Genomic DNA, 22,645 nt, shown 5'->3' with positions numbered 1-22,645 from the left:
GGATCGGGCCGGCGCGCCGCCGTCAGTTGCGCAGCGTGAAGGCGAGCAGCTCGGGGCCGCGCGCGTCGAAGCTGCGCCCGCCGCCGCGCACGCCGAGGGCCAGCACACCGGCCCCGCTCAGCACCCCCGCGGCGAGGGTCAGCCAGCCCCAGTAGCCGCCGTGCATCCACCACACCGCCGCGAGCAGGAAGGTGGGCGCGGCGGCGAGCAGCGCGAGCAGCACCGACATGCCCTGCGCCGCCCCGCCCTGGCTGGTGGCGGCCTGCGGGGACTGCCAGGCGGGGTCGCCGGGCCGCGGCGCCGCGTAGGGGAACCGCGCCGAGTAGAGGCTCCCGACGCCGATGCCGCCGAGCAGCAGGGCGGCGCAGACGCCGCCGAGCGGTGCCGCGATCCCGACGTCGCCGTAGCCCCACGCGGTCAGCGGGATGCCGATCGCCAGCAGCACGATCCCCCAGAGCAGCACCGGGACGGCCCGACCCCAGCGGTCGTCGGCGCCGGGCGTCTGCGCCGCCACGTGCTGCCAGACCGCGGTGTTGTCGTAGGCGACGTCGTTGTGCACGGTCGACCAGCCGAGCAGGAAGGTCATGAGCGGCAGGGGCACCAGCACCGCGATCTCGAACGGCACGCCACCCACCCAGAGCGCCAGCAGGGTGATGGCGAGGATGAACGGGAGCACCGCGTACACGGCCCGGTACCGCGGATCGCGCAGCCAGTAGGTGAGCGAGCGGGCGGCGATCGCGCCGGCCGGGCTCGCCGGGAAGCGGGCGAACAGCCCGGGTACCCGCTCGCGACGCGGGCCGGGCTGCCGACGCGTCGCGCTCAGCTGCGCCCCGATGACGCCGAACCACACGACGAGCAGCACCACGACGAGCAGCGTCGACAGGCCGAGCGCCCCCCACGCCGCCGCGGGGTCGTCGATGCTCGACGACGCCTCGCCCGGCGCGGCCCAGAGCATGCCGAACGGGCTCGCGGCGAGCACCTCCGGCACCCGGCGGAAGAAGGTGTTGAACGGCGCGACCGTGCGGATCAGGTCGAGCAGCGACGGGATGCGCGTCGCGAGCACGACCACGATCACCGCCCCGCCCACGAGCAGCACGAGCACCGAGAGGAAGTCGATCCAACCGGCGATGCGCGGATGCCGACGCAGCACCATCCCGAGCTGCCGCGCGAGCTGGATGGTGAGCAGCGTCTGCAGGAAGATCAGGGGCGCCGCAGCCCAGGCGACCTGGCGGGAGCTCTCGTCGGGCCAGGCGACCACGGGGGCGATCGCCATCGGGATCAGCAGCAGTCCCGGACCCACCACGGCGAAGGCCAGGAACGCGAGCGCCACCGTGACCGACCCGATCGGGTAGCCGAGGAAGGCGCGCGCCGACAGCACCGGCCGACGCACGACCATCATCGGGATCAGCAGGGCCGCGAGCATCAGCCATCCCCCGACGGTGGTGGTGGCGCGCTGCACGAACTCGTCGTCGAACTGGCTGACCCACCGGGCGCCCGCCCAGAAGCCGATCACCCCGGCGACCGCGACGAGCAGGCCGAGCACGATCGCGATCACCTGCGGAACCGGCCGCCGGAATCCGTTGGCCAGGATGCGCAGCCTCAGTCGGAGAAGTTCTGCAACCACTCCATGCCCTTCACGGCCGCCTCGCCGCCGGCGAGCTCGACGAATCGCTCCTCGAGGCTGCGCCCCTCGAGCACCTCGTCCATGCGGCCCTCCGCGAGCACCCTGCCGTCGGCGATGATGGCGACGCCGTCGCACACCCGCTCGGTCAGCTCCATGCTGTGGCTGGAGAGGATCACCGTGCCGCCCGCGTCGACGAAGCGGCGCAGCACGCCGATGACCACCGCGGCGGACACCGGGTCGACCGACTCGAACGGCTCGTCGAGCACGAGCAGGCGCGGCGCGTGGATCATGGCGGCGGCGATCGCGATCTTCTTGGTCATGCCCGCCGAGTAGTCGGACACCAGCCGGTGCAGCGAGTGCTCGAGCCCGAACGCCGCCGAGAGGTCGGCTGCCCGCTGGGCGATGGTGGCCCGGTCGAGGCCGCGCAGCGCACCGGCGTGGTACAGGAACTCGGCACCGGTCAGGCGGTCGAAGAGGCGGAGGCGGTCGGGCAGCACCCCGATCTTGCGTTTGGCGAGGGTGGCGTTCTGCCACACGTCGAGGCCGAACACCCGCACGACCCCGTCGTCGGGGCGCAGCAGCCCTGTGATCATGGAGAGCGTCGTGGTCTTGCCCGCGCCGTTCGGGCCGACGATGCCGAAGAAGGAGCCGGGTGCCACCACGAGGTCGATGCCGTCGACGGCGGGAGAGCCGCCGAAGTACTTGGTGAGCCCCTGCACCGAGAGCGCCACCTCGACCTCGGCGGGCGTGGCGGCGGGTGACTCGGGGGCGGTCGCGCGCACGGGACGCCGCTTCGACCGCGGGGCGCGGGGCTCCGGCTGCACGACCTCTTCGACCACCTCGTCCTCGACGACCGCTTCGTCGACGGCGACCGCCTCGTCGACGACCGCCTCCGCCTCGACGACCTCGACCGCATCGTCCATGACCGGCGCGGCATCGGTCTCGCGGTGCAGCAGCAGCTCGGGGGCGACGACGGCGACCTCGGCGCTCAACGCGTCGGCGCTCGACTCGAGCTCGGCGGCGACGAGGGCGGCCGGACGCGCCGGCACGACGTGCGGTGCGCCGCTCCGGGCCCGGGAGGCCGCAGACGCGGAACCACGACGCGCCGATGAGCCGGTGGGTCGCCGGCTGGAGGTCGTGGGGGTGGTGGGGTCTGACTCCACCGGTTCACCGTATCAATACGCGGGAGGGGGTTCGGATCCCGTCGGACGGATTCATCCGCGCGGATGACACGGGCTCCGAGCAGCCGTGCACGGGGTTATCACGAAAAGAGAACGAACGGTGAACTCACCGTGACTTCCCAATGACCGTCGATAAACTCGCATCAGCACGACGGCGTGTCCCTATATCGACGTGCGGGTGAACAGCAGGGAAAACCTCGCCCGCACCGCTGACTTCACCGAGGAGACCCCGTGACCACCCAGATCGTGATCCTTGCCGCCGGCATGGGCAGCCGGTTGGGCCGCTCGCTCCCCAAGCCGCTCACCGAGCTGAGCGACGGCCGCACCATCATGCGCCAGCAGTTCGACAACATCCACCAGGCCTTCGGCCGGGACGTCGAGGTGACGATCGTGGTCGGCTACAAGCTCGAGCACATCATCGAGGCGTTCCCGCAGGCCGACTTCGTCTACAACGAGGCCTACGACCAGACCAACACCTCCAAGAGCCTCCTGCGCGCCCTCCAGGCCACCAAGGACGCCCCGGTGCTCTGGATGAACGGCGACGTCGTCTTCGACCCCGAGGCCCTCGTGCGCGCCGGCGACCTCGTCGCCCGCGACCAGAGCTTCGTCTCGGTCAACACCGCGAAGGTGTCCGACGAGGAGGTCAAGTACACGACCGACGAGACCGGCCACATCCGCGAGCTCTCGAAGACGGTGCGCGGCGGGCTCGGCGAGGCGGTCGGCATCAACTTCGTCTCGGCGCGCGACAAGGCGGCGCTCGTGCGTCAGCTGCAGCGCTGCGACGCGCAGGACTACTTCGAGCGGGGCATCGAGCTCGCGATCGAGCACGACGGCGTCCGCTTCCAGCCGGTCGACATCTCCGACCTGTACGCGGTCGAGATCGACTTCGCGGAAGACCTGGAGCGCGCAAACCTCTTCGTCTGAGTTCTTCTGCGCACGCCGCGGAATACAGCGGCGCCAAAGGACATAGATTGTTGCGGTGACCTCTGCCGCGCTGTCCCGACGCGACTGGTCGCCGTTCACGCGGTACCGGCGGTCGCTGTGGCTGCTGACGACGCGCGACCTGAAGGTGCGCTACTCCACGTCGTTCCTCGGCTACGTCTGGTCGATCCTCGATCCGCTGGTGATGGCGGGCATCTACTGGTTCGTCTTCACGCAGGTGTTCGGCCGCGGGGTCGGACACGAGCCGTACATCGTGTTCCTGCTCACCGGGCTGCTGCCCTGGATGTGGTTCACCGGCGCGGTCTCCGACTGCACGCGCGCGTTCACCCGCGAGTCGAAGCTCATCCGCTCCACCACGATCCCGCGCACCATCTGGGTGACGCGGCTCGTGCTGTCGAAGGGCATCGAGTTCGCCGCGAGCATCCCGGTGGTCGCCCTGTTCGCCATCCTCAGCCTGTGGTCGGACACCCCCGCCCAGCTGCACGTCGAGGCGCTCTGGTCGCTGCTCGCGATCGCGATCCAGGCGGCCCTGACCGTGGGCATCGGGCTCATCGTGGCACCGCTCGTGGTGTTCTTCCGCGACCTCGAGCGCGCCGTGAAGCTCGCGCTGCGCTTCGTGTTCTACGCCTCGCCGATCATCTACGGCATCCCCGACCTGCCGACCACGCCGATCGACTTCCACTTCTGGGCGGCGTTCAACCCCCTCACCGGCATCTTCTCGCTGTACCGGGCGGCGTTCTTCCCCGTCGAGCTCGACTGGTTCGCCGTGGGAGTGGCCGCGCTCATGTCGCTCGCGCTCCTCGCCATCGGCGTCGCCGTGTTCCGCCGCACCATCCGCACCGTGCTGAAGGAGATCTGATGGAGGCCGCGCTCGCGCCCGGCACCGAGGTCGCCATCGCCGTCACCGGGGCCGGCATCCGGTTCAAGCGCAACCGGTCCTCGCGGCGCAGCTTCAAGGACCTCTTCGCAGGGCGCGACCGGCGCACCCGGCCCGGCGAGTTCTGGGCGCTGCGGAACGTCGACTTCGAGGTGCGGGCGGGCGAGGCGATCGGCGTGGTCGGCCGCAACGGGCAGGGCAAGTCGACCCTGCTGAAGCTGGTCGCCCAGGTGGTCTACCCCGACGAGGGTGCCGTCGAGGTGCGCGGCGGGGTGGCGCCGCTCATCGAGATCACGGGCGGCTTCGTGAACGACCTCTCGGTGCGCGACAACGTCTACCTGACGGCCGGCCTGCACGGCATGACGCGTCGCGAGATCGACGAGCGCTTCGACGAGATCATCGAGTTCGCCGAGATCGCCGACTTCGTCGACACCCCCTACAAGCACCTGTCGAGCGGGATGAAGGTGCGCATCGCGTTCGCGGTGATCTCGCGTCTCGAGGAGCCCATCATCCTCGTCGACGAGGTGCTCGCCGTGGGCGACAAGGCCTTCCGGGAGAAGTGCTACACCCGCATCGAGGAGCTGCTCGCGGGCGGACGCACCCTGTTCTTCGTGTCGCACAGCGAGCGCGACCTGCTGCGCTTCTGCACGCGAGGCCTCTACCTCGACAAGGGGGCGCTCGTGCTCGACGCCCCGATCCGCGAGGTCGTCGAGCGCTACAACGCCGACTACGGCACCACCTGAGCGTCACCGCGCCGCCGCCGGATCGCGGCTGCGGCGCGACGGATACCCGTCAGCACGGCGTGCGCCGGCACGCCGACGGCGAGCACCGCGGCATCCGCGACCCCGCGGCCGCTGCCCGGGAAGGCGCGCACGCGCTGCCAGCGCAGCCGCATCCGCCCGCCCGCGACGGGCAGGGCGGACCGTGCGGGGCTCTCGCCGCGGCGACGCGCCGCCACCAGCTCGGCGACGTCGGACCAGAGCCGGTCGTCGCCCGGCGGGTGGAAGTAGTTCGCCGTCAGCCACCCGGGCTCCGGGTGACGGAAGCGTCGCGCGATCACGTCGTCGGCACCGCCGAACAGGCCGCTCCCGACGAACACGATGTTGATCAGCTCGTCCGCGACGCCGAACGACGACAGGGCGATCACCGGCACGCCGCGGGCGATCGCCTCCACCGCCGCCGTCGAGCTGACGGTGACGAGGCCCTCCGCCCCGTCGAGCGCGGCCGCCATCGACGCGTCGGAGACGAGCAGATTCGCCGGGGCCGTCGACCCCGCGGCCTCCTCGGAAACGAGCTCGGGGATCGGATGCCGCTCGTCGTGCGTCTGCCGCTCCCCCGGCCGGGCGCGCACCTTCACCACCACCCGCCGTCCGGGATCCGCCGCCGCGGCCGCGAGCAGCATCCGCGCCACCTCGCGTCGCTGCTCCAGCGCGGCGGGCACGAGCGACTGCACCGCGAACACGAGGTCGGTCCCCTCCGCAGCGGCGACCCGGCCGGGGCGCGCGAAGGGCAGCGCGGCGAGGGTGACGCGGTGATCCCAGCCGTGCGCCCGCGAGAGCTCGGCGAACTCGCGCACCTCGCGGTGGCTGTGCACCACGAAGAGCTCGGCCTGCGCCCGGAAGAACAGCGCCTTGCGGGTCGCCGGGATCGAGATGCCCGGCATGCCCGACACGAGCACTGGGCGGGGGTGGAGCGCGCCGAGCTCGCGCAGCAGCACGCGCGCCTGCGGGCCCCGCGTCGCGACGAGCACGACGTCGGGTGCGAGCGCGGCGACGCGATCCGCGAGCTCGCCGAGCGCGACGGTCTCGACGTCATCGGGGTCGAAGCCCGTGCCGAGCAGTGCGGCCGCGCGCTGTCCGGGGCTCGGCAGCGCGGGGGTGCGCACCAGCAGCACGGTGCGCCGCATCCCGGTCGGCGCCGTGGCGAGCGTGGCCGCGGCCCACTTGAGGTACGAGTCGCTGTCGGCGATCGCGAGGATCCGCGCGCCGACGGATGCCGGCCGCCCGGTCAGACGGTCACCCGCCGCAGCTTCTCCATGGGGGCGAGCTCACCCGGGAACACCCGCTTGACCCCGTCGCCCAGCGCCTCGCCGATGATCCGGATGTCGCGCACCAGGTGCTCGAACCCGGTCGGCTCGAGCGAGGCCGCGTGGTCCGATCCCCACATCGTGCGGTCGAGGGTGATGTGCCGCTCCACCGCCGTCGCCCCGAGCGCGACCGCCGCCAGCGAGATCTGCAGTCCCCGCTCGTGGCCCGAGTAGCCGATCGGCACCCCCGGGTAGCGGCCCTGGAGCGTCGCGATCGTGCGCAGGTTGGCCTCCTCGGGCGGCAGCGGGTAGGTCGAGGTGGCGTGCAGGATCACGAGCCGCTCGGAGCCGAGGATCTCGACGGCGGCGTCGACCTGGTCGAGCGTCGACATGCCGGTCGACAGGATGATCGGCTTGCCGGTCGCCGCGAGCGCCCGCAGCAGCTCGTGGTCGGTGACCGACGCGGAGGCGACCTTGTGGGCGACGACGCCGAGCTCCTCGAGGAACGCCACGGAGGGCGCGTCCCACGGCGAGGCGAACCAGTCCAGCCCGCGGAGCGTCGCGTGGTCGCCGATCTCGATGTACTGCGCGCGGTCGAACTCGACGCGGTGCCGGTACTCGAGATAGCTCATCTCGCCCCACGGCGTCTCGCGGCGCACCTCGCGCATGTGCTCGGGGGTCGCGATGTCGGGCGTGCGCTTCTGGAACTTGACGGCCTGGGCGCCCGCATCCGCCGCGACGTCGATCAGCGCCTTCGCCAGCCCGACGTCGCCGTTGTGGTTGAGCCCGATCTCGGCGATCACGTACACGGGCTGGTCGGGTCCGATCCGGTGCGATCCGATGGCGACGGCGGTCACGGGGTGTCCTCTCGTGGGCGGGCGGGGGCGGGCGCCACGATGCGTGCGGCGTCCGGCTCGCGCGCGATGAGCACGCGGTCGGCCAGCTCCCGCACGGCGCCGTCGCCACCACGGTGGTCGAGTACGATGCGTGCCGCTGCGCGGACCAGCGGATGCGCCCCCGGCGTGGCGATCGGCCACCCGACCAGCGCGAGGCACTCGAGGTCGTTGACGTCGTTGCCGAGATAGGCGATCCGGTCGAGGGCGACGCCCGTGTCATCCGCCCAGTCGCGCAGCGCGCTCGCCTTGTCGTCGAGTCCGTGCCGCACCTCGACACCGAGCTTGCGGGCACGGGCGGCCACCACCCGGTTGCGCTCGGTCGAGAGGATGAGCACGGGAACGCCCGCGCGCACCAGCCGGGCGACACCCATCCCGTCGGAGCGGCTGACGGTGACGAACTCCGACCCGTCCTGGCCGATCAGCACCCGGTCGTCGGTGTGCACCCCGTCGAAGTCGGTCACGACGGCGTCCACGTCGAGCGGCGGCACGCGGTCGACCACGGCGGCCATCGCCGTCGCCATCCGCAGCTGCTCCTCGGTGTCGATCTCGATCGCGTGGGCCTCGGCGACGACGGATGCCGCGACCACGCCGAAGAAGCGATGGCGGGCCCGGCGGTATCCGCCCGCGTCCAGCACGTAGAAGGCGCCCGTCTCGAGGTACTCGGGCGCGCGGTCCTGCCGCCGCGGTCGGCGCCGCGGATCGTGGTTGACGCCCTCGAAGCCGCCCTCCGCGGCCGGGCGCCAGAGGAAGCCCCAGGACGGCACCGCCGAGAACACCGAGTCGGCGGACCCGTCGCGCACGGTGCCGATCGCGGTCTGGATGTCGGCGGGATCGATGAAGGGCGAGGTCGCCTGGATGAACACCACGACGCCCACCTCGATCCCGTGCTCGGCGAGCGTCTCGAGGGTGTGGTCGATCGCCGACTCGGAGCTCGCGGTGTCGCCGGCGAGCTCTGCAGGCCGGTCGACGACGTCGGCGCCGCGGGCGCGGGCGACCTCGGCGATCTCCGGATCGTCCGTCGACACCACGACCCGATCGATCGCGGCCACGGCGAGCGCGCTCTCGACGGCGCGCGCCACGAGCGGCACGCCCCCGACGCGTCGCAGGTTCTTGCTGGGCACCCCGCGGGAGCCTCCGCGGGCCGGGATGATCGCCACGACCTCGCTCACGCGTCCGCCTCCTGCGTCTCGGCCGCGGTGCGCGGCGATCCGGAGCGGATCACGCTGCCGGTGCCCGCGAGCACCGCGGCGAGCGTGACCGACGCGCTCGAGCGCAGCGTGTGCACCTCGAGCGGGTCGCTCGCCGCGGCGAGCACCAGCTCGACGGGCACGCCGGTGCGCACCACCGTCACGCCGGGGATCGCCGCGACCGCGTCGAGCAGCTCGACCGGCTCCCGACGGTGGGGCAGGTAGGCGAGCGGCGCCGCGCGCGCGAGCGCCCGCACCCACTCGAGGTGCGCGGAGGGACGCAGCAGGCCGTCGACGACGCGCGCCGTGCCGAGCGCGATGCGGTCCGCGGGCAACGGGATGCGGGGCGCGCCGCCGCGCCGCGCCGCCGCGCGCAGCCAGGGGAAGCGGTTGACCTCGACCGCCGCCCCGAGGCGCTCCGCCGGAGTATGGGCCGCGGTGAAGGCGGTGAACAGCTCGAGGCGTCGCTCGGAGGCGAGGCGACGCAGCTTCTCCCCCGCGAGCTCGCCGAGCAGCACCTTGGCGCGCGACTCCCGCTGCCCGGGGCGGCCGAAGGGCACCTCGCCCAGGATCGCCCGCACGGTGTGCACGACCATCGCCCCGTCGTCGACGATGCTCAGCCGACGCGGTGCGGGCAGCACCGCGGTCGCCGCGCGGGCCTGGCCCGAGAGCGGGTCGCCGAGCACCCAGTGCCGTGCCGTGCCGAGCGCCGTCCACGGGATGCCGTAGTACGGCTCGAAGCGCGCGAACGGCGCCCCCATCCGGTGCAGCAGCTCGGCGGTGGCGACGACCTGCGGATCGAGGATGCGGTAGACGACCCGCGTGGGCTGCCCGGTGTCGGCCAGCCGGCGGGCGGCCCACTCGGCGGCGCTCAGCAGCTGCAGCGGGGATTCCACCCACGCGAGCGCCGGATGCGCCTGCTGCGAGCTGCGCGGCATCGGCCCTCCCCGTGGTCAACCTGCTCGGTGACCAGCGAACGCCGCGTCGGTGAGCGCCCGGGGTGGCCTCGGTGAACGACCGGGTGTGGGCGGGTGAATTCGCCGCGCATGCGCTTCCGGGGACCGCCGCATAGCCTGGGGGGATGGAGGAGTCCGCCGCGGAGCGCCGGGGGCCGGCCGCGGATCCGGTCGGCCCGGGGTCCGAGCTGGTGCCGGCCGCCCCGCCGACCCCGACCGTGCTGCCGCCCGTGAGCGGGTCCGAGACGCCCGGTGCGGCGGGCGACGAGGTCGCGGGCGGTGCCGGGGACTCGCGGCTCGACCAGCTGCTCGACCGGGTCATGTCGGTGCACCGCCCCGCCGTGCTCGCGCACCTGCGCGGCATCCGCTCGCGGTACCCGGATGCGACCCCCGAGCAGGTGCTGCGGATCCTGGAGCGGCGCTACCTCACCACGGTCACCACGAGCGGGGCCGGGGTGGGTGTCGCGGCCGCGGTGCCCGCGGTCGGCACCGGCGCCGCGCTCGCGCTCTCGGGCGCCGAGACGGTGCTGTTCCTCGAGGCGACCGCGCTGTTCGCCCAGTCGGTCGCCGAACTGCACGGCATCCCCGTCGACGACCCGGAGCGCGGGCGCGCGCTCGTGCTGGCGATGGTCATCGGCGGCCCCTCGCAGGAGCTGATCGCGCAGTTCACCGGGCAGGCGACCGGGCGCGGCCCCGCCAAGCCCGAGTTCTGGGGAACGCTGATCGCGAAGAACCTGCCCCGCACGGCCGTCACCCAGTTCATGGATCGGGTGCGCAAGGTGTACCTGCCGCGCATGCTGGCCTCCGCGGGCGGCGGGATCGTCGGCCGGGTGCTCCCCTTCGGAGTCGGGGCGGTCGTGGGCGGCACCGCGAACCAGCTGCTCGGCCGCCGGGTCGTGAAGACGGCGCGCACCGCGTTCGGTCCCCCGCCGTACGTCTTCCCGTCGAGCACCCAGCCCAAGGTGGTGGCGCCGGGACCGCGTGCCACGAAGAGGGCCGAGCGGGCGGTCGCCGCGGGCGAGCGGCGGGCGATCCGCGCCGCGAAGCGCAACCCGCCGCATCCGGGCTGAGCGGCGTCAGTCGCCCGAGGTCGGCATCGCCTCGTCGTCCTCGTCGTCGTCGAACGGATCCGACTCCGAGGTGCGGGGATCGGCGGCGTGGATCGTCGCGAAGCGCTCCCACTCCGCCACGAGGCGGTCGACGGCATCGTGGAAGCGCGCGGTCGCGGCACCCGGCGAGGTGTCGCCGAAGTGGTGCTGCGACCAGAAGGCGAGGGTGGATCGGGCCGACTCGTCGTTGAGCGCCCGATCCACCGCCGCCAGCACCTGGGGCGCATCCTCGGCGCGCAACCACTCGGCCGCGCCGAGGAAGCCCTGCTCGTCGACCTCCGCGTCCGGTGACGACGGGCGGGCCACGAGGATGGGCTTGCCGACCGCCAGGCGGTCGTACACCATCGCCGAGATGTCGGTGACGGCGACGTCGGCGGCGGCCAGCTGCCAGCCGAGCTGGGGGCCGTCGTCGTACACGTGGTGCGCGGCGGGGTCGGCGGCGTTCGCCGCCGCGATCGAGGCGATGATGCTCTCGTTCGCCGCGCGGTAGTCGCGATCGATCACCCCGGACCGCGGATGCGGGCGGTACACGAGCCGGTGCGCCGGCGAGGCGAGCACGGCCCGGGCGAGCGCGACGCCGTGCGAGGCGATCGAGCCGTAGGCGGCCGCCGGGCGGTCGCCCTCCCAGGTGGGGGCGTACAGCACGACGATGCGATCGTCGTCGGGGTAGGGCACCTCGCCCGCGAAGTGGTCGGCCTGCGGGCGTCCGATCGGGATCGCCTTCGTGGCGACGTCGTACGCCCACAGCTTCGTCGAGAGGCGGTCGACGGCCGCCTGCCCGGCCACCAGGGCGTAGTCGTACGCCTTGAACTGGTTGGTGGTCATGTACATCTTGTCCGACTCGCCGTGGTTGATGAACACGTGCCACATGCGGCCGTAGCGGAACATCTGGAAGTTCTTGGTGTTCTGGTTGACGTAGAACACCATCCGCACATCGTGCCGGCCGACGAACGCCTCGAGGTCGGTCACGCGCCGCGCGTACACGACCGGGACGGGCGACTCGTCCTTCAGGGTGAGCGTCGCGCCGGGGCTGCGGGTGAGGATCGTGACCGGGTGGGTCGCGGCCAGCTCGGCGAGCGGCGCGTACCACTGGCGGATCTGGTAGAGGTTCACCCGGGTGTCGGCGAAGTACACGGCGATGTGCACCTCGGCGGGTTCACCCGTGCCCTCGGTCTCGATGCGGTGGGCCAGCTCCCGACGGGTGGTCCGCGATCGCAGCGCGTTGCGCAGCACCTTCCGCGCAGCCCGCAGATCGCTCGCGATCCCCATCGCCCGCCCCTTCTCGGCGCCCGCGCGCCCGAACCATTACACCAGCAGGCGACGACCCGGACGCCCCGGGGGCGGGCATCGTTACCGATCGGTTGCGCACGACCGCAGCCCCGCATTCCGGGCGCGGACCGCGGCGCGTGACAGAATCGGTGCCGTGCCGGCCACCTTCACCTTCGGCGCCGGCAACGCTCGGAAGCTGCTCCGCCTCCCCCTCTACGCGCTCGGCTCCCTCGCCGCGTTGCTCGTGCCGCGCACCCCGCGGATCTGGGTCTTCGGATGCGGCATCGGCCTCGGCGAAGGGGCGCTGCCGCTGTACCGCGCGGCGCGCGAGCGACTCGGCGACGAGGTGCGCCTCGTGTGGATGGCGTCGTCGGACGCCGAGCTCGCGGAGGCCCGGGCGCTCGGATTCGACTCCGTCGCCAAGCACTCCTGGCGGGGGTTCCGGCTCACCCTGCGGGCGCGGGTTCTCGTCGTCACCCACGGCTTCGGCGATGTGAACCGCTACGCGACCGGCGGCGCGTTCGTCGTGCAGCTGTGGCACGGCATCCCGCTCAAGAAGCTGCACCTCGACTCCCCCGCGACGCTCAAGGTGCGCGGGATCCCCGACCACCGCTACGTCCGGGCCCTGCTCGCACGGGCCTATCGGCATGCCGGACGCGGCATCGACCTGTTCCCGGTGGCGTCCGAGCTGGTCGCCCCGCGGATCGCGTCGGCGTTCGGCGTGCGCCCCGAGCGCATCGTGGCGCTCGGCGACATCCGCGACGACGCGCTGCTCGCGCGGGGGCGCGACGAGGTGCGCGCGGACGCCCGGCGGCTGCTCTCCGCGGCCGCGGGCGACATCGACGACGCCTCCCGGGTCGTGCTGTACGCGCCGACCTGGCGCGACGGGGCCCCCGACCCCGGCACGCCGACGCGCGAGGAGTGGGAGCTGATCGCGCGCTGGCTCGACGCACGCGACGCGGTGCTGCTGGTGCGCGCGCACCCCCTGGGTCTCGGCGACTACGCCGCCGGTCCCGCGGTCTCCGACCGCATCCGGATGCTCGGCGCGCACGAGCTGGTCGACGTGACCCCGGCCCTCGCGGGCGTCGACGAGCTCGTGACCGACTACTCCTCGATCGCCTACGACTGCGCGCTCGCCGACGTGCCCACGGTGTTCTTCGCCCCCGACGTCGAGCTGTACGCGCGCAAGCGCGGACTCTACGAGAACTACCGGGTGTTCAGCGACGACCGCTACGTGGCCAGCTGGCAGCACGTGCTCGAACAGCTCGACGCGGTGGGCACCGACTCCGCTCTCGGCCGACGGCTCGCGGCGCACACGGTGTGGCTGCGCGAGGAGCACGTCGACCGGCTCGACGGCCGCAGCGCCGAGCGCGTGCTCGCCGAGATCCTCGCGCGCACCGGCACCCGGGTCGACGAGCACGTGCCCGACGGGCGCCTCGCGCGCGCCCGGGTCGTCGAGGCCGAGTTCGAGGAGGCGGCGGACGGACCTGCCCTACGGGTCACGGTCGCCGACCCGGTGCGCCCCGTCGACGCGGTGCGCCTGGAGGGCGCCCGCGCACGCGTCGAGGCGCCCGTCGCCGCCGGCGGCTCGCTCAGCGTGCGGCTTCCGCTGCTGTGCGAGCGCTGGGGGGTGCCCGGTCTCGCGCTGCCGTCGGGCGAATACCGGCTGACGCTCGACGGCGACATCCCGACGAGCAGGCTCCTGGTCGACGCCGAACCGGCCGGCCGGTTCGTGCACCCGCTCTTCCATGCCGAGTTGCGCGCGCAGGCCGGCGGCCTCGTGCTGACCGTCTCGGCCCCGCTGGCCGCCGACGAGCGCGGGCACCGCAACCAGAGGCGGCTGGAGCGCGCGTACCGGAGGGCGACGCCGGTTCCCGAGGACGCCGTGTTCCTCGAGAGCTTCTACGGGCAGTCGGCGTCGGACAACCCGCTCGGCATCGCCCGCACCCTGCGCCGGATGCGCCCCGACGTGACGCGGTACTGGAGCGTCGTCGACGGCTCGGTCGCGGTGCCGGAGGGGGATGTGCGGCTCATCGAGGGCAGTCGGGAGTGGTGGCGGGTGCGCGGCTCGGCGCGCGTGCTCATCGTCAACGACTGGTTGCGCAAGCGGTTCCGACGGCGCCGGCACCAGCACGTGCTGCAGACCTGGCACGGCACGATGCTCAAGCGCCTCGCGCTCGACCGGGCGGGTGTCGGGGCGCGCACCCGCGTCGCCGTGCGTCGCGAGAGCGCGCGGTGGGATGCGCTGCTCGCGCAGAACGCCTACAGCGCCCGCATCTTCCGCTCTGCCTACGCGTTCACACGCGGCACCTGGGACGAGGGCTATCCCCGCAACGACCGGCTGGTCTCGGGGGCGGATGCCGGCGCCATCCGGCGGGCCGTCGGCATCCCCGACGACGCCCGGGTCGTGCTCTACGCGCCCACCTGGCGCGACGACCGCACCGAGATGGTCGACTACCTCGACCTCACCACCTTCGCGCGCGAGCTCGGCGACGACCACGTGCTGCTCGTGCGCGGGCACTCGCGCACCCTCCGCTACGGACGCGACCTCGAGGCCGAGGGGCTCGTCGACGTGACGAGCTACCCGAACGTCGCCGACCTGCTCGAGGTGGCCGACGTGCTCGTCACCGACTACTCCTCGGTCATGTTCGACTTCTCGGCCACCGGCCGTCCCATCATCTTCTTCACGCCCGACCTGGCGCACTACAGCTCGGATCTGCGCGGGTTCTACTTCGATCTGCTCGCGGAGGCGCCGGGGCCGGTCGTGCGCACGCGGGAGGAGCTGCTCGACGCCATCGCCGACGCGGATGCCTCGCGGCACCGCTACCGCCAGCAGGCCGCCCGCTGGCGCGAGCGGTTCACCCCCCTCGACGACGGCGACGCGGGCCGCCGCGTGGTGCAGCGCATGACCGGCGCCGGATGGCTCTAGCGGCCGCTCACGACTCGGTGCGGGAGGTGTCGACCGCGTCGCGCGCGCCCCGGGTGACCCCCAGCAGGAATCCGGAGCCCCAGCTGAGGTGCATCACGGCGATGGCATACGCCACGCGGAGCCGGTCGATCACGCCGCCCGGGGAGCGCACCGCGGCGAAGCCGAGGAGCGCGAGGTAGAGCAGCGGGCCGAGGTAGACCAGCGCGAGCAGCCAGCCGACCCACCCGGCGACGAGCCCGCTCGCCAGGAGGGGGGCGACGAGCACGCACAGCAGCAGGTCGATCACGAACAGCGGCGGCGCGAAGTAGCGCAGCGAGTTGCGACCTCCGAGGCGCCGCACGAGCTCCCCGCGCCACACGCCCGTCGCCCAGAACTGGCGCGACAGCGCGCCCCAGCTCGATCGCGGCCAGTAGCGCACCTGCAGGGCCGGATCGAACCAGACGAGATGGCCGGAGTTGCGCAGCCGGAAGTTCAGCTCCCAGTCCTCGCCGCGCCGCAGCGTCTCGTCGTAGCCGCCGACGGACCGCAGCAGCGCCGCGTCCATGACGCCGAGGTAGGCCGACTCCGCCGGCCCCTCGGCGACGGCGTCGTCGTCGTGGTAGCTCGCGCCGCCGAGCCCGAACCGGCTGTTGTAGGCGCGCGCGATCGCCGCCTGCACCCCCGGCCGCCCGGCGGCCGCCATGACGCCCCCGACGCTCGCGGCGCCCGTGCGCTGAAGCGTCTCGACGCCGCGCGCCGTGTAGCCGGGCGACAGCTCGGTGTGCGCGTCGACCCGCACGATCACGGGATGACGCGCCGCCTCGATCGCCCGGTTCAGACCGATCGGGATGTCCATCCCGGGGTTCTCCACCACGCGGATGCGGTCGTCCGCGGCGGTGAGCCCGGAGATCACCTCGGCGGTGCCGTCGGTCGACGGTCCGAGCGCCAGGATGACCTCGACGGGTCCGGCGTAGTCCTGCGCGAGCACCGAGCGCACGGCATCCGCGACGTAGCCGACCTCGTTCAGCACGGGCATCACGTAGGAGACGCCGGGAGCCGCGTGCGGCTGTGCCATGCGTCCTCCCGGTCGGCCCGCGGATGCGGTCCGCATGAGCCTAGCAACGGCGCGGACCCCCGGACGCCGAACCGCGCCCTCGTTCCCGACGGGATGGGAACGTGGGCGCGGTTCGGGAGCCGACCGGGACGGGACTCAGCTGGAGAGCTCTCCCAGCGTCACGTCGACGGTGGTCACCTTGCCGCCGCGCTCGTAGCTCAGCGTGGTCTTCGATCCCGCGGCGAGCGCGCGCACCTGCGCGGTCAGATCGGTGCTGCTGGTGATCTGGTGGCCGTCGAACTCGGTCACCACGTCTCCCACCTTCAGGCCGGCCGCGTCCGCTGCGCCGCCCGAGACGACCTCGGCGATGTAGGCGCCCACGACGTCCGACTGGTCGGAGGTGGCGGTGCTGACGCTCGCGCCGAGCAGGCCGTGGCTCGCCGCGCCGTCCGAGATGATCTCCTCGGCGATGCGCTGCGCGAGCGACGCCGGGATGGCGAAGCCCACGCCGATCGACCCGCTCTGGCTCGTGCTCGACGACCCGGTCGAGGCGATGGCCACGTTGATGCCCACCAGCTGACCCTGGTCGTTGAGCAGGGCGCCGCCCGAGTTGCCGGGGTTGATCGCCGCGTCGGTCTGGATGACCGGCAGCGAGATGGTCGAGCTGGTCGACCCGGAGCTCGAGCTCGAGCCGTCGCCCTGGTCGAAGTTCCAGAAGTCGAACGGTCCCTGACCGCCGTTCTGCTGCTGGTCGGGCGTCTGGTCGGTGTCGCCCGAGTCGGGCACCGCGGACGACTGGATCTGGATGCTGCGGTCGAGCGCGCTGACGATGCCGTCGGTCACGGTGTTCGACAGGCCGAGCGGTGCGCCGATCGCGATGACCTGGCTGCCCACGTCGAGCGCGTCCGAGTCGCCCCATTCGACGGGCGTGAGGCCGGACGCCCCCTCGAGCTTGATCACGGCGAGGTCGACGATCGGGTCGATGCCGACGACGGTCGCCGCGTAGATGTGACCGTCGGCCGTCGTGACCTCGATCGTGCCGTCGGCGGACTCGCCGTCGAGGGTCACGACGTGGGTGTTGGTGAGCACGTAGCCGTCGTCGCTGAGCACGACGCCCGAGCCGGTGCCGCCGGAGCTGCCGGTGGTGACGTTGATCGTGACGACCGAGTCGGCGGCCTTGGCGGCCACGGCGGTGACCGCGTCGACGCTGCCGGGGTTGTTGACCGTGATGGTCTGGCTGCCGCCGGTGCTCGACGTCGACTGCGTCGAGGGCTGGCTCGTGATGGCCCACGCGGCGACGCCCGCGCCGGCCCCGCCGCCGAGGAGCGCGGCCACGACCGCGGCCGCGATGATCGGCACGGCGACCGAGCGCTGCTTGACGGGCGCGGCACCGGCCCCCGGCTCCTGGGGGGCGGCGAAGCTCGGCGGGAGCTGCCCGCCCGCACCGCCCGAGGTCTCGGTCGGTGCGCTCGCCGCAGGCGCCTGCGCGACAGGAGCCTGCTCGACGGGGGCCTGCTCGACGGGCGCCTGCTCGACGGGGGCGAAAGCGGCCGGCGTCTGCCCCGGCTGCGTCGTCTCGTGCTCGGCGCCCTCGGGTGCGGAGGCTTCGGGGGTGGTGTTCTCTGACGACTCGAAATCGGACATCGGTGGCGCTCCTTTCACGCAGTCGTCAGCGTGCGATCCCAAGCTGAACGATCTCTATGCTCGCCCTGGGAGCCTACTTCGCCGCACATGTGACCTCCCTGGCCGCGGCGATCGGCGAGCACCGGTAGCGTGTGCGCGTGACCGACGCACCCTGGATCCGCGCGGCCCGCGGTGCCCTGCTGCTCGGCGACGACGGCCGGGCCCGCCCGACGATCTTCGCCGAGATGTCGGCCCTGGCGGCGGCCACCGGTGCCCTCAACCTCGGCCAGGGGTTCCCCGACGAGGACGGGCCCGCCGAAGTGCTCGAGGAGGCGCGCGCGGCCATCGCGTCCGGCATCAACCAGTACCCGCCCGGCCTCGGGATGCCCGTGCTGCGCGAAGCCGTCAGCAGCCACCAGTCGCGCTTCTACGGGCTCGAGGTCGATCCCGACCGCGAGGTGCTCGTCACGGCGGGGGCGACGGAGGCGCTCGCGGCGACCCTGCTCGCCTTCGTGGACCGCGGCGACGAGGTGGTCACCCTGGAGCCGGTCTACGACTCCTACGCCGCCGTCATCGCCCTCGCGGCAGGCCGGCACGTCCCCGTGCCGCTGACGGCACCCGACTTCCGGGCGGACCCGGATGCGCTGCGGGCCGCCGTCACCGACCGCACCCGCATCATCCTGCTCAACTCGCCGCACAATCCGACCGGAGCGATGCTCGACCCCGCGTTCCTCGACCTCGCGATCGAGCTCGCACATCGCCACGACGCCCTCGTGGTGACCGACGAGGTCTACGAGCACCTGGTGTTCGACGGGCGCCGCCACGTTCCCGCGGCGACCCGACCGGGGGCGCACGGACGCGTCATCAGCATCTCGAGCGCCGGCAAGACCTTCTCCACGACGGGATGGAAGATCGGCTGGATCACCGCCGCCCCGGAGCTGCGGGACGCCGTGCTGGCCGTGAAGCAGTTCCTCACCTACGTCAACGGGGCGCCGTTCCAGCCGGCCGTCGCGCGCGGGCTCGCCCTTCCCGACTCCTACTTCCTCGACGCCGCCTCGACCCTGCAGCACAAGCGCGACCTGCTCTCGGACGGGCTGCGCGCCGCCGGATTCACCGTGAGCCGCCCGAGCGGCTCGTATTTCGTGATCGCGGACGCCGCACCGCTCGGGATCACGGACGCCGAACGGTTCTGCCGTCTGCTTCCGGAGCTCGCCGGCGTCGTCGGCGTCCCGCTCACCGCGTTCGTGCATCCCGACCGCCGTGCGCCGTACCGCTCGTCGGTGCGGTTCGCGTTCTGCAAGCGCGTCGAGGTGCTCGAGGAGGCCGCGAGGAGACTGGCCGACGCCACCCTGTGAGGGATGCCCGCCCTCCCCCGAAGGGGGTGTACAGACCTGTCCATTTCGCCCCCTATGATGGGCGCACCCACCACACCCGATCGGCACCTCATGGCACCCACCACCCCGTCCGCCGCATCCATCCTCGACGCCGCCTGCGCCATCGTCATCGGCGACGGCGTCGACGCCCTCGGCTACGGCACCCTCGCCCAGCGCCTCGACGTCGCCCCCGACGACGTCGCGGCCGTGTTCCCCGTCTTCGAGGACCTGCTCGCGGCGCTGCTCACCCGCGAGACCAACGAACTCGCGCGCATCATCGCCGACAACGTCGAACGGGATCCGCGCGGCGGACTCCCGTCGCGGATCTTCGGCTACGCGCTCGCCGCCGTGTACGAGCACCCGCTCGCGCGCGCCCTCTACCTGACCGACCCCGCCGGCCTGAACCGCATCATGCGCTCCGTCGACGGGGTGGCGCCCGTGCCCGACCTGAGCATCCACCCCGAGCTGCTGCCCACCCTGCAGGATGTCGGCATGGTCCGTCGGGACGTCGACCCGCACGCCGTGGCCGCGGTCATCAGCGTGCTGGGGTCGGGGGTCGCGATGTCGGCGCCCGGTCAGCTGATCGACACCGTCGCCTCCGGGCTCACGACGATGCTGGAGCGCTCGGTCGACGCCGACGTCGTCGACACGACGCCCGGCAAGGTCGTGTTCGCGCGCTTCGCCGAGTCCCTGGCCGTCGGCACCCCTCCTCGCTAGGCTCGGCCACGACGGCGGGCACACCTCCCGCCGCGGATCGAAGGGGTGCCACCGCATGTCGAACGACGACGTCATCGAGGTCAGCCGGTTCATCAAGTCCGTGTGGTGGCTCGTGCTGCTGCGCGGCATCTTCGCGATCATCCTCGGCGTGCTGGCGTTCGTCGCGCCGGTGCTCACCGCGATCGTCTTCGTGTGGGTGTTCGCGTTCTACGCGATCGTCGACGGCGTCGTCAACATCATGCACGCGATCTCGGTGCGCAAGTCCGACCCCACCTGGGGCTGGCTGCTGACGATCGGCATCGTCGGCGTGCTCGCCGGGATCGGTGTCGCCATCTTCCCGGCCGCCGCCGGCGCGCTGGCGCTGCTCGTGCTGCTCTGGATCGTCGCCATCTGGGCGGTCATCGGCGGCATCTTCGGCATCCCGGCCGCCGCGGCGCTCGCGAGCGGCGGGGCGAAGGCCATGGGGATCATCTTCTCGGTGGTGTCGATCCTCTTCGGCATCGTGCTCATGGTGATGCTGTTCACGACGCCGCAGTCGGCCCTGATCGGCCTGATCTACGTGCTCGGCGCGTGGGCCGTGATCGCCGGCATCGTGCTCATCATCATCGCGTTCCAGGCCCGCTCGGCCGCGAACGCGAACCTGGCCGCCGCCTAGAGCGGCTCGACCCGGTAGCGGCGCAGCTGCAGCGCCGGGTTGAGGTGCCGCACCTCGCGGATGCGGGCGGGGCTGATCCAGGCGACCGCCACATCCGTCGCCTCGCCGATCGTGACGAGCTCCACCCCCATCGGGTCGACGACCATACTGTTGCCGGCGCCGACGGGCGGCGCCTGGTCGGCCGCCGCGAGGTAGATGGTGTTCTCGATGGCCCGCGCCGTCACCAGGGTGCGCCAGGCCGACTCCTTGAGCGGGCCCCGCACCCACTCCGCGGGGAGCACCACGAGGTCGACGCCCGCGTCGACGAGTCGACGGGTCACCTCGGGGAAGCGCACGTCGTAGCAGGTCTCGAGGCCCACCGTGAAGCCGCCGGCCGGGAACGTCGCGGGCTCGGCGAGCGGACCCGCCACGATCCAGTCGGACTCGCGCTGCCCGAAGGCGTCGTAGAGGTGCTGCTTGCGGTAGTGGGCGACGAGCTCACCGTCGGGGTCGAGCGCGACAACCGTGTTCGCCGCGCGCTCGGGCTCCCCGGGGACGACCTCGAGCATCCCCGCCACCAGGTGGATGCCGAGCTCGGCGGCGATCTCGGCGAGCCCGCGCACGAACGGGCCGTGCAGCGTCTGCGCCGCCTCGACCCAGTCGGCGCCCATCGTCGGCGTGAAGTACGACGAGTACTCGGGGAACACCACGAGCATCGCCCCGCGCGATGCCGCCTCCACGGCGAGGCGCGAGATCTCCTCCAGATTGGCGGACGTGTCGTCGCTCGGGGCGAACTGCGCGACCGCCACCGCGAACGGGGCGTCTTCGGCGTTCATGGCGTCAGCCTACGCCGCGCACCGAACGGCGGAACCCGAGATATCATCGTGCAACCACCACCACACCCTGCCCCGAGGTGCCGCATGATCGCATCGCCCCGCCGCTCCCCCACCACGCGACCGCTGCGCCCGGTCGCCGCGTCGGCCGCCGCCCTCGTGCTCGCGGCGGCACTCGCCGCCTGCGCGTCCGGGATGCCCGGCGACGGCACGTCGAGCTCCCCGCCGATGCCGTGCGCGGGCTCGACCGACTCGCCCTGCGCCACCACCTCGCCGAGCCCGACGGCGAGCCCCACGCCCACGGCAACCTCGGCCGGGCTGCCCGACGGCGCCGAGCAGAACCTCGCGGATGCCGTCTCGAGCGGCAACACGCAGGCGGCCGAGGGCTACCTCGCCGATCCCACACGCGTCGTCATCGCGGCGAGCGAGGCCGACACCCAGGAGTCGCCCGTCGACGCCGTGCTGGCACTCGACTACGTGCAGCCGGGCGTCGGCTCATGGGACTTCGGTCTCGCCGGCGTCACGATCGAGCAGTACGCCGGCAATCCGATCTACGGCGCGTTCTTCCCGCCCGACGCGATCGTCGGCCGCTCGGACACGGGGGCCGTCGTGTCGTTCGTACCCGACGGCGACCGCATCGGCACGATCTTCATGTCGATCGACGAGTCGCTCATCACGGAGTACTGAGGCCCGCCCCTCGACGCGCGGGACTACACTCGCGCCATGGCGGTGGTGCTGACCCCCTACCTGAGCTACCGGGACGCGTCGGCGGCGATCACCTGGCTCGAGGCGATCGGGTTCCAGCTCGTGACCCGTCAGGACGACGCCGAGGGCGCCGTGCTGCACGCCGAACTGCGCTGGGACGACGCGGTCGTCATGCTCGCGGGCGACGATCAGCCGTACTCCGTCGCCCCGCTGATCGGCATCTCGACCGGCGCGGGTGTCTATCTCGTCGTCGACGACGTCGATGCGGTCTACTCGCTCGCCGTCGGCGCGGGGGCGACCGCGGTGCTCCCGCCCGAGGAGACCGAGTGGGGATCGCGCCGGGCCCGCGTGATCGACCCCGGAGGTCGCGAGTGGAGCTTCGGCTCGTATCGACCCGGGTTCGGCTGGTAGACGAAGAAGGGCCGCCCTGACGGGCGACCCTTCTTCATTTCGTTGCGGGGACAGGATTTGTCCCCACCGCCTCCCCCAGACGCGCTGCGCGCGCCAGGGGCCCCTCGGCGGCGTAGGCCCACCTGCTCGCAGGTGCAGATCCACTCGTCGCAAGCAAACGAAGAAGGGCCGCCCTGACGGGCGACCCTTCTTCATTTCGTTGCGGGGACAGGATTTGAACCTGCGACCTCTGGGTTATGAGCCCAGCGAGCTACCGAACTGCTCCACCCCGCGGCACAAGGAATGAGCCTAGCACGGAAGCGGAGCGGTCGCGGACCACC

At 72.8% G+C, this 22,645-nt stretch carries 20 protein-coding genes and 1 tRNA gene; 10 read left to right on the top strand and 11 right to left on the bottom strand.

Going from position 1 to position 22,645, the window contains the following annotated elements; genetic code table 11:
* Nucleotides 1-22 precede the first annotated feature (22 nt).
* Nucleotides 23-1,624 (bottom strand): hypothetical protein, encoded by a 1,602-nt coding sequence (locus NUH29_RS13550; protein WP_258799756.1) that lies wholly within the window; start codon nt 1,622-1,624, stop codon nt 23-25.
* The gene (locus NUH29_RS13545; protein WP_258799755.1) at nt 1,600-2,787 is read right to left on the bottom strand and encodes an ABC transporter ATP-binding protein; all 1,188 of its coding nucleotides are present in this window, start codon (nt 2,785-2,787) and stop codon (nt 1,600-1,602) included. The genes NUH29_RS13550 and NUH29_RS13545 overlap by 25 nt, the downstream gene beginning before the upstream one ends.
* Nucleotides 2,788-3,036: 249 nt before the next feature.
* Here NUH29_RS13545 and NUH29_RS13540 point away from each other — a divergent pair, with 249 nt between their 5' ends.
* From NUH29_RS13540 to NUH29_RS13530, 3 genes are read left to right on the top strand one after another with little or no spacing between them, the layout of a single operon-like run.
* Nucleotides 3,037-3,729, top strand: coding sequence for a phosphocholine cytidylyltransferase family protein (locus NUH29_RS13540; protein ID WP_258799754.1), 693 nt, complete (start codon nt 3,037-3,039; stop codon nt 3,727-3,729).
* Nucleotides 3,730-3,784: 55 nt separating this feature from the next.
* The gene (locus tag NUH29_RS13535) at nt 3,785-4,606 is read left to right on the top strand and encodes an ABC transporter permease (protein ID WP_258799753.1); all 822 of its coding nucleotides are present in this window, start codon (nt 3,785-3,787) and stop codon (nt 4,604-4,606) included.
* Entirely contained in the window at nt 4,606-5,367 is a 762-nt protein-coding gene (locus NUH29_RS13530; RefSeq protein ID WP_258799752.1) for an ABC transporter ATP-binding protein, read from the top strand. The genes NUH29_RS13535 and NUH29_RS13530 overlap by 1 nt, the downstream gene beginning before the upstream one ends.
* Here the strand turns inward: NUH29_RS13530 and NUH29_RS13525 are convergent.
* From NUH29_RS13525 to NUH29_RS13510, 4 genes are read right to left on the bottom strand one after another with little or no spacing between them, the layout of a single operon-like run.
* Entirely contained in the window at nt 5,352-6,593 is a 1,242-nt protein-coding gene (locus tag NUH29_RS13525) for a DUF6716 putative glycosyltransferase (RefSeq protein WP_308445781.1), read from the bottom strand. The genes NUH29_RS13530 and NUH29_RS13525 overlap by 16 nt on opposite strands.
* A gap of 38 nt (nt 6,594-6,631) precedes the next feature.
* Nucleotides 6,632-7,507, bottom strand: coding sequence for an N-acetylneuraminate synthase family protein (locus NUH29_RS13520; RefSeq protein WP_258799750.1), 876 nt, complete (start codon nt 7,505-7,507; stop codon nt 6,632-6,634).
* Nucleotides 7,504-8,715 carry an acylneuraminate cytidylyltransferase gene (locus tag NUH29_RS13515; RefSeq protein WP_258799749.1) on the bottom strand — a complete coding sequence of 404 codons (1,212 nt, stop codon included), beginning with the start codon at nt 8,713-8,715 and terminating at the stop codon, nt 7,504-7,506. The genes NUH29_RS13520 and NUH29_RS13515 overlap by 4 nt, the downstream gene beginning before the upstream one ends.
* The gene (locus tag NUH29_RS13510; RefSeq protein WP_258799748.1) at nt 8,712-9,671 is read right to left on the bottom strand and encodes a hypothetical protein; all 960 of its coding nucleotides are present in this window, start codon (nt 9,669-9,671) and stop codon (nt 8,712-8,714) included. The genes NUH29_RS13515 and NUH29_RS13510 overlap by 4 nt, the downstream gene beginning before the upstream one ends.
* A 143-nt stretch (nt 9,672-9,814) precedes the next feature.
* Here NUH29_RS13510 and NUH29_RS13505 point away from each other — a divergent pair, with 143 nt between their 5' ends.
* On the top strand, nt 9,815-10,759 hold the full coding sequence (locus NUH29_RS13505; RefSeq protein WP_258799746.1) for a hypothetical protein: 945 nt from the start codon (nt 9,815-9,817) through the stop codon (nt 10,757-10,759).
* Between the two features lie 6 nt (nt 10,760-10,765).
* On the opposite strand, the gene NUH29_RS13500 is transcribed toward NUH29_RS13505, so the two are convergent.
* Nucleotides 10,766-12,067: a CDP-glycerol glycerophosphotransferase family protein gene (locus NUH29_RS13500; RefSeq protein WP_258799745.1), complete on the bottom strand. Its 1,302-nt coding sequence runs from the start codon at nt 12,065-12,067 to the stop codon at nt 10,766-10,768.
* Between the two features lie 154 nt (nt 12,068-12,221).
* On the opposite strand from NUH29_RS13500, the gene NUH29_RS13495 reads away from it, so the two are divergent.
* Nucleotides 12,222-14,996 carry a CDP-glycerol glycerophosphotransferase family protein gene (locus NUH29_RS13495; protein WP_258799744.1) on the top strand — a complete coding sequence of 925 codons (2,775 nt, stop codon included), beginning with the start codon at nt 12,222-12,224 and terminating at the stop codon, nt 14,994-14,996.
* A gap of 7 nt (nt 14,997-15,003) precedes the next feature.
* Here the strand turns inward: NUH29_RS13495 and NUH29_RS13490 are convergent, their stop codons facing one another.
* Nucleotides 15,004-16,086: a glycosyltransferase family 2 protein gene (locus NUH29_RS13490; RefSeq protein WP_505912359.1), complete on the bottom strand. Its 1,083-nt coding sequence runs from the start codon at nt 16,084-16,086 to the stop codon at nt 15,004-15,006.
* Between the two features lie 99 nt (nt 16,087-16,185).
* Nucleotides 16,186-17,673 carry a S1C family serine protease gene (locus NUH29_RS13485; RefSeq protein WP_258799742.1) on the bottom strand — a complete coding sequence of 496 codons (1,488 nt, stop codon included), beginning with the start codon at nt 17,671-17,673 and terminating at the stop codon, nt 16,186-16,188.
* 131 nt (nt 17,674-17,804) lie between these two features.
* On the opposite strand from NUH29_RS13485, the gene NUH29_RS13480 reads away from it, so the two are divergent.
* From NUH29_RS13480 to NUH29_RS13470, 3 genes are all read left to right on the top strand, one after another.
* Nucleotides 17,805-19,007 (top strand): aminotransferase class I/II-fold pyridoxal phosphate-dependent enzyme, encoded by a 1,203-nt coding sequence (locus tag NUH29_RS13480; RefSeq protein ID WP_258799741.1) that lies wholly within the window; start codon nt 17,805-17,807, stop codon nt 19,005-19,007.
* 90 nt (nt 19,008-19,097) lie between these two features.
* Complete coding sequence (locus NUH29_RS13475) at nt 19,098-19,742, top strand: TetR/AcrR family transcriptional regulator (protein ID WP_258799740.1); 645 nt, start codon at nt 19,098-19,100, stop codon at nt 19,740-19,742.
* A 55-nt stretch (nt 19,743-19,797) separates the two neighbouring features.
* On the top strand, nt 19,798-20,397 hold the full coding sequence (locus NUH29_RS13470; protein WP_258799739.1) for an HdeD family acid-resistance protein: 600 nt from the start codon (nt 19,798-19,800) through the stop codon (nt 20,395-20,397).
* Here NUH29_RS13470 and NUH29_RS13465 read toward each other — a convergent pair.
* On the bottom strand, nt 20,394-21,212 hold the full coding sequence (locus NUH29_RS13465; RefSeq protein ID WP_258799738.1) for a carbon-nitrogen hydrolase family protein: 819 nt from the start codon (nt 21,210-21,212) through the stop codon (nt 20,394-20,396). The two genes, NUH29_RS13470 and NUH29_RS13465, sit on opposite strands and share 4 nt — an antisense overlap.
* Nucleotides 21,213-21,296: 84 nt before the next feature.
* Here NUH29_RS13465 and NUH29_RS13460 point away from each other — a divergent pair, with 84 nt between their 5' ends.
* Entirely contained in the window at nt 21,297-21,896 is a 600-nt protein-coding gene (locus NUH29_RS13460) for a hypothetical protein (RefSeq protein ID WP_258799737.1), read from the top strand.
* A gap of 36 nt (nt 21,897-21,932) precedes the next feature.
* On the top strand, nt 21,933-22,325 hold the full coding sequence (locus NUH29_RS13455; protein ID WP_258799736.1) for a VOC family protein: 393 nt from the start codon (nt 21,933-21,935) through the stop codon (nt 22,323-22,325).
* 199 nt (nt 22,326-22,524) lie between these two features.
* Here the strand turns inward: NUH29_RS13455 and NUH29_RS13450 are convergent.
* Nucleotides 22,525-22,598: transfer RNA gene (locus NUH29_RS13450), tRNA-Met, on the bottom strand.
* Nucleotides 22,599-22,645 lie beyond the last annotated feature (47 nt).

It is taken from the genome of Protaetiibacter mangrovi (assembly GCF_024752305.1).
Lineage (GTDB): Bacteria > Actinomycetota > Actinomycetes > Actinomycetales > Microbacteriaceae > Homoserinibacter > Homoserinibacter mangrovi.
Note: the sequence above shows the minus strand (reverse complement) of the source record. Positions and strands in the feature narration are given on the sequence as shown.

What these genes read in the sequence shown, in the direction of transcription:
- NUH29_RS13530 (WP_258799752.1), top strand. Translation starts at nt 4,606, where the DNA reads ATGGAGGCCGCGCTCGCGCCCGGCACCGAGGTCGCCATCGCCGTCACC.
- NUH29_RS13510 (WP_258799748.1), bottom strand. Translation starts at nt 9,671, where the DNA reads ATGCCGCGCAGCTCGCAGCAGGCGCATCCGGCGCTCGCGTGGGTGGAA.
- NUH29_RS13475 (WP_258799740.1), top strand. Translation starts at nt 19,098, where the DNA reads ATGGCACCCACCACCCCGTCCGCCGCATCCATCCTCGACGCCGCCTGC.
- NUH29_RS13465 (WP_258799738.1), bottom strand. Translation starts at nt 21,212, where the DNA reads ATGAACGCCGAAGACGCCCCGTTCGCGGTGGCGGTCGCGCAGTTCGCC.
- NUH29_RS13485 (WP_258799742.1), bottom strand. Translation starts at nt 17,673, where the DNA reads ATGTCCGATTTCGAGTCGTCAGAGAACACCACCCCCGAAGCCTCCGCA.
- NUH29_RS13470 (WP_258799739.1), top strand. Translation starts at nt 19,798, where the DNA reads ATGTCGAACGACGACGTCATCGAGGTCAGCCGGTTCATCAAGTCCGTG.
- NUH29_RS13505 (WP_258799746.1), top strand. Translation starts at nt 9,815, where the DNA reads ATGGAGGAGTCCGCCGCGGAGCGCCGGGGGCCGGCCGCGGATCCGGTC.
- NUH29_RS13490 (WP_505912359.1), bottom strand. Translation starts at nt 16,086, where the DNA reads ATGCGGACCGCATCCGCGGGCCGACCGGGAGGACGCATGGCACAGCCG.
- NUH29_RS13500 (WP_258799745.1), bottom strand. Translation starts at nt 12,067, where the DNA reads ATGGGGATCGCGAGCGATCTGCGGGCTGCGCGGAAGGTGCTGCGCAAC.
- NUH29_RS13455 (WP_258799736.1), top strand. Translation starts at nt 21,933, where the DNA reads ATGGCGGTGGTGCTGACCCCCTACCTGAGCTACCGGGACGCGTCGGCG.
- NUH29_RS13460 (WP_258799737.1), top strand. Translation starts at nt 21,297, where the DNA reads ATGATCGCATCGCCCCGCCGCTCCCCCACCACGCGACCGCTGCGCCCG.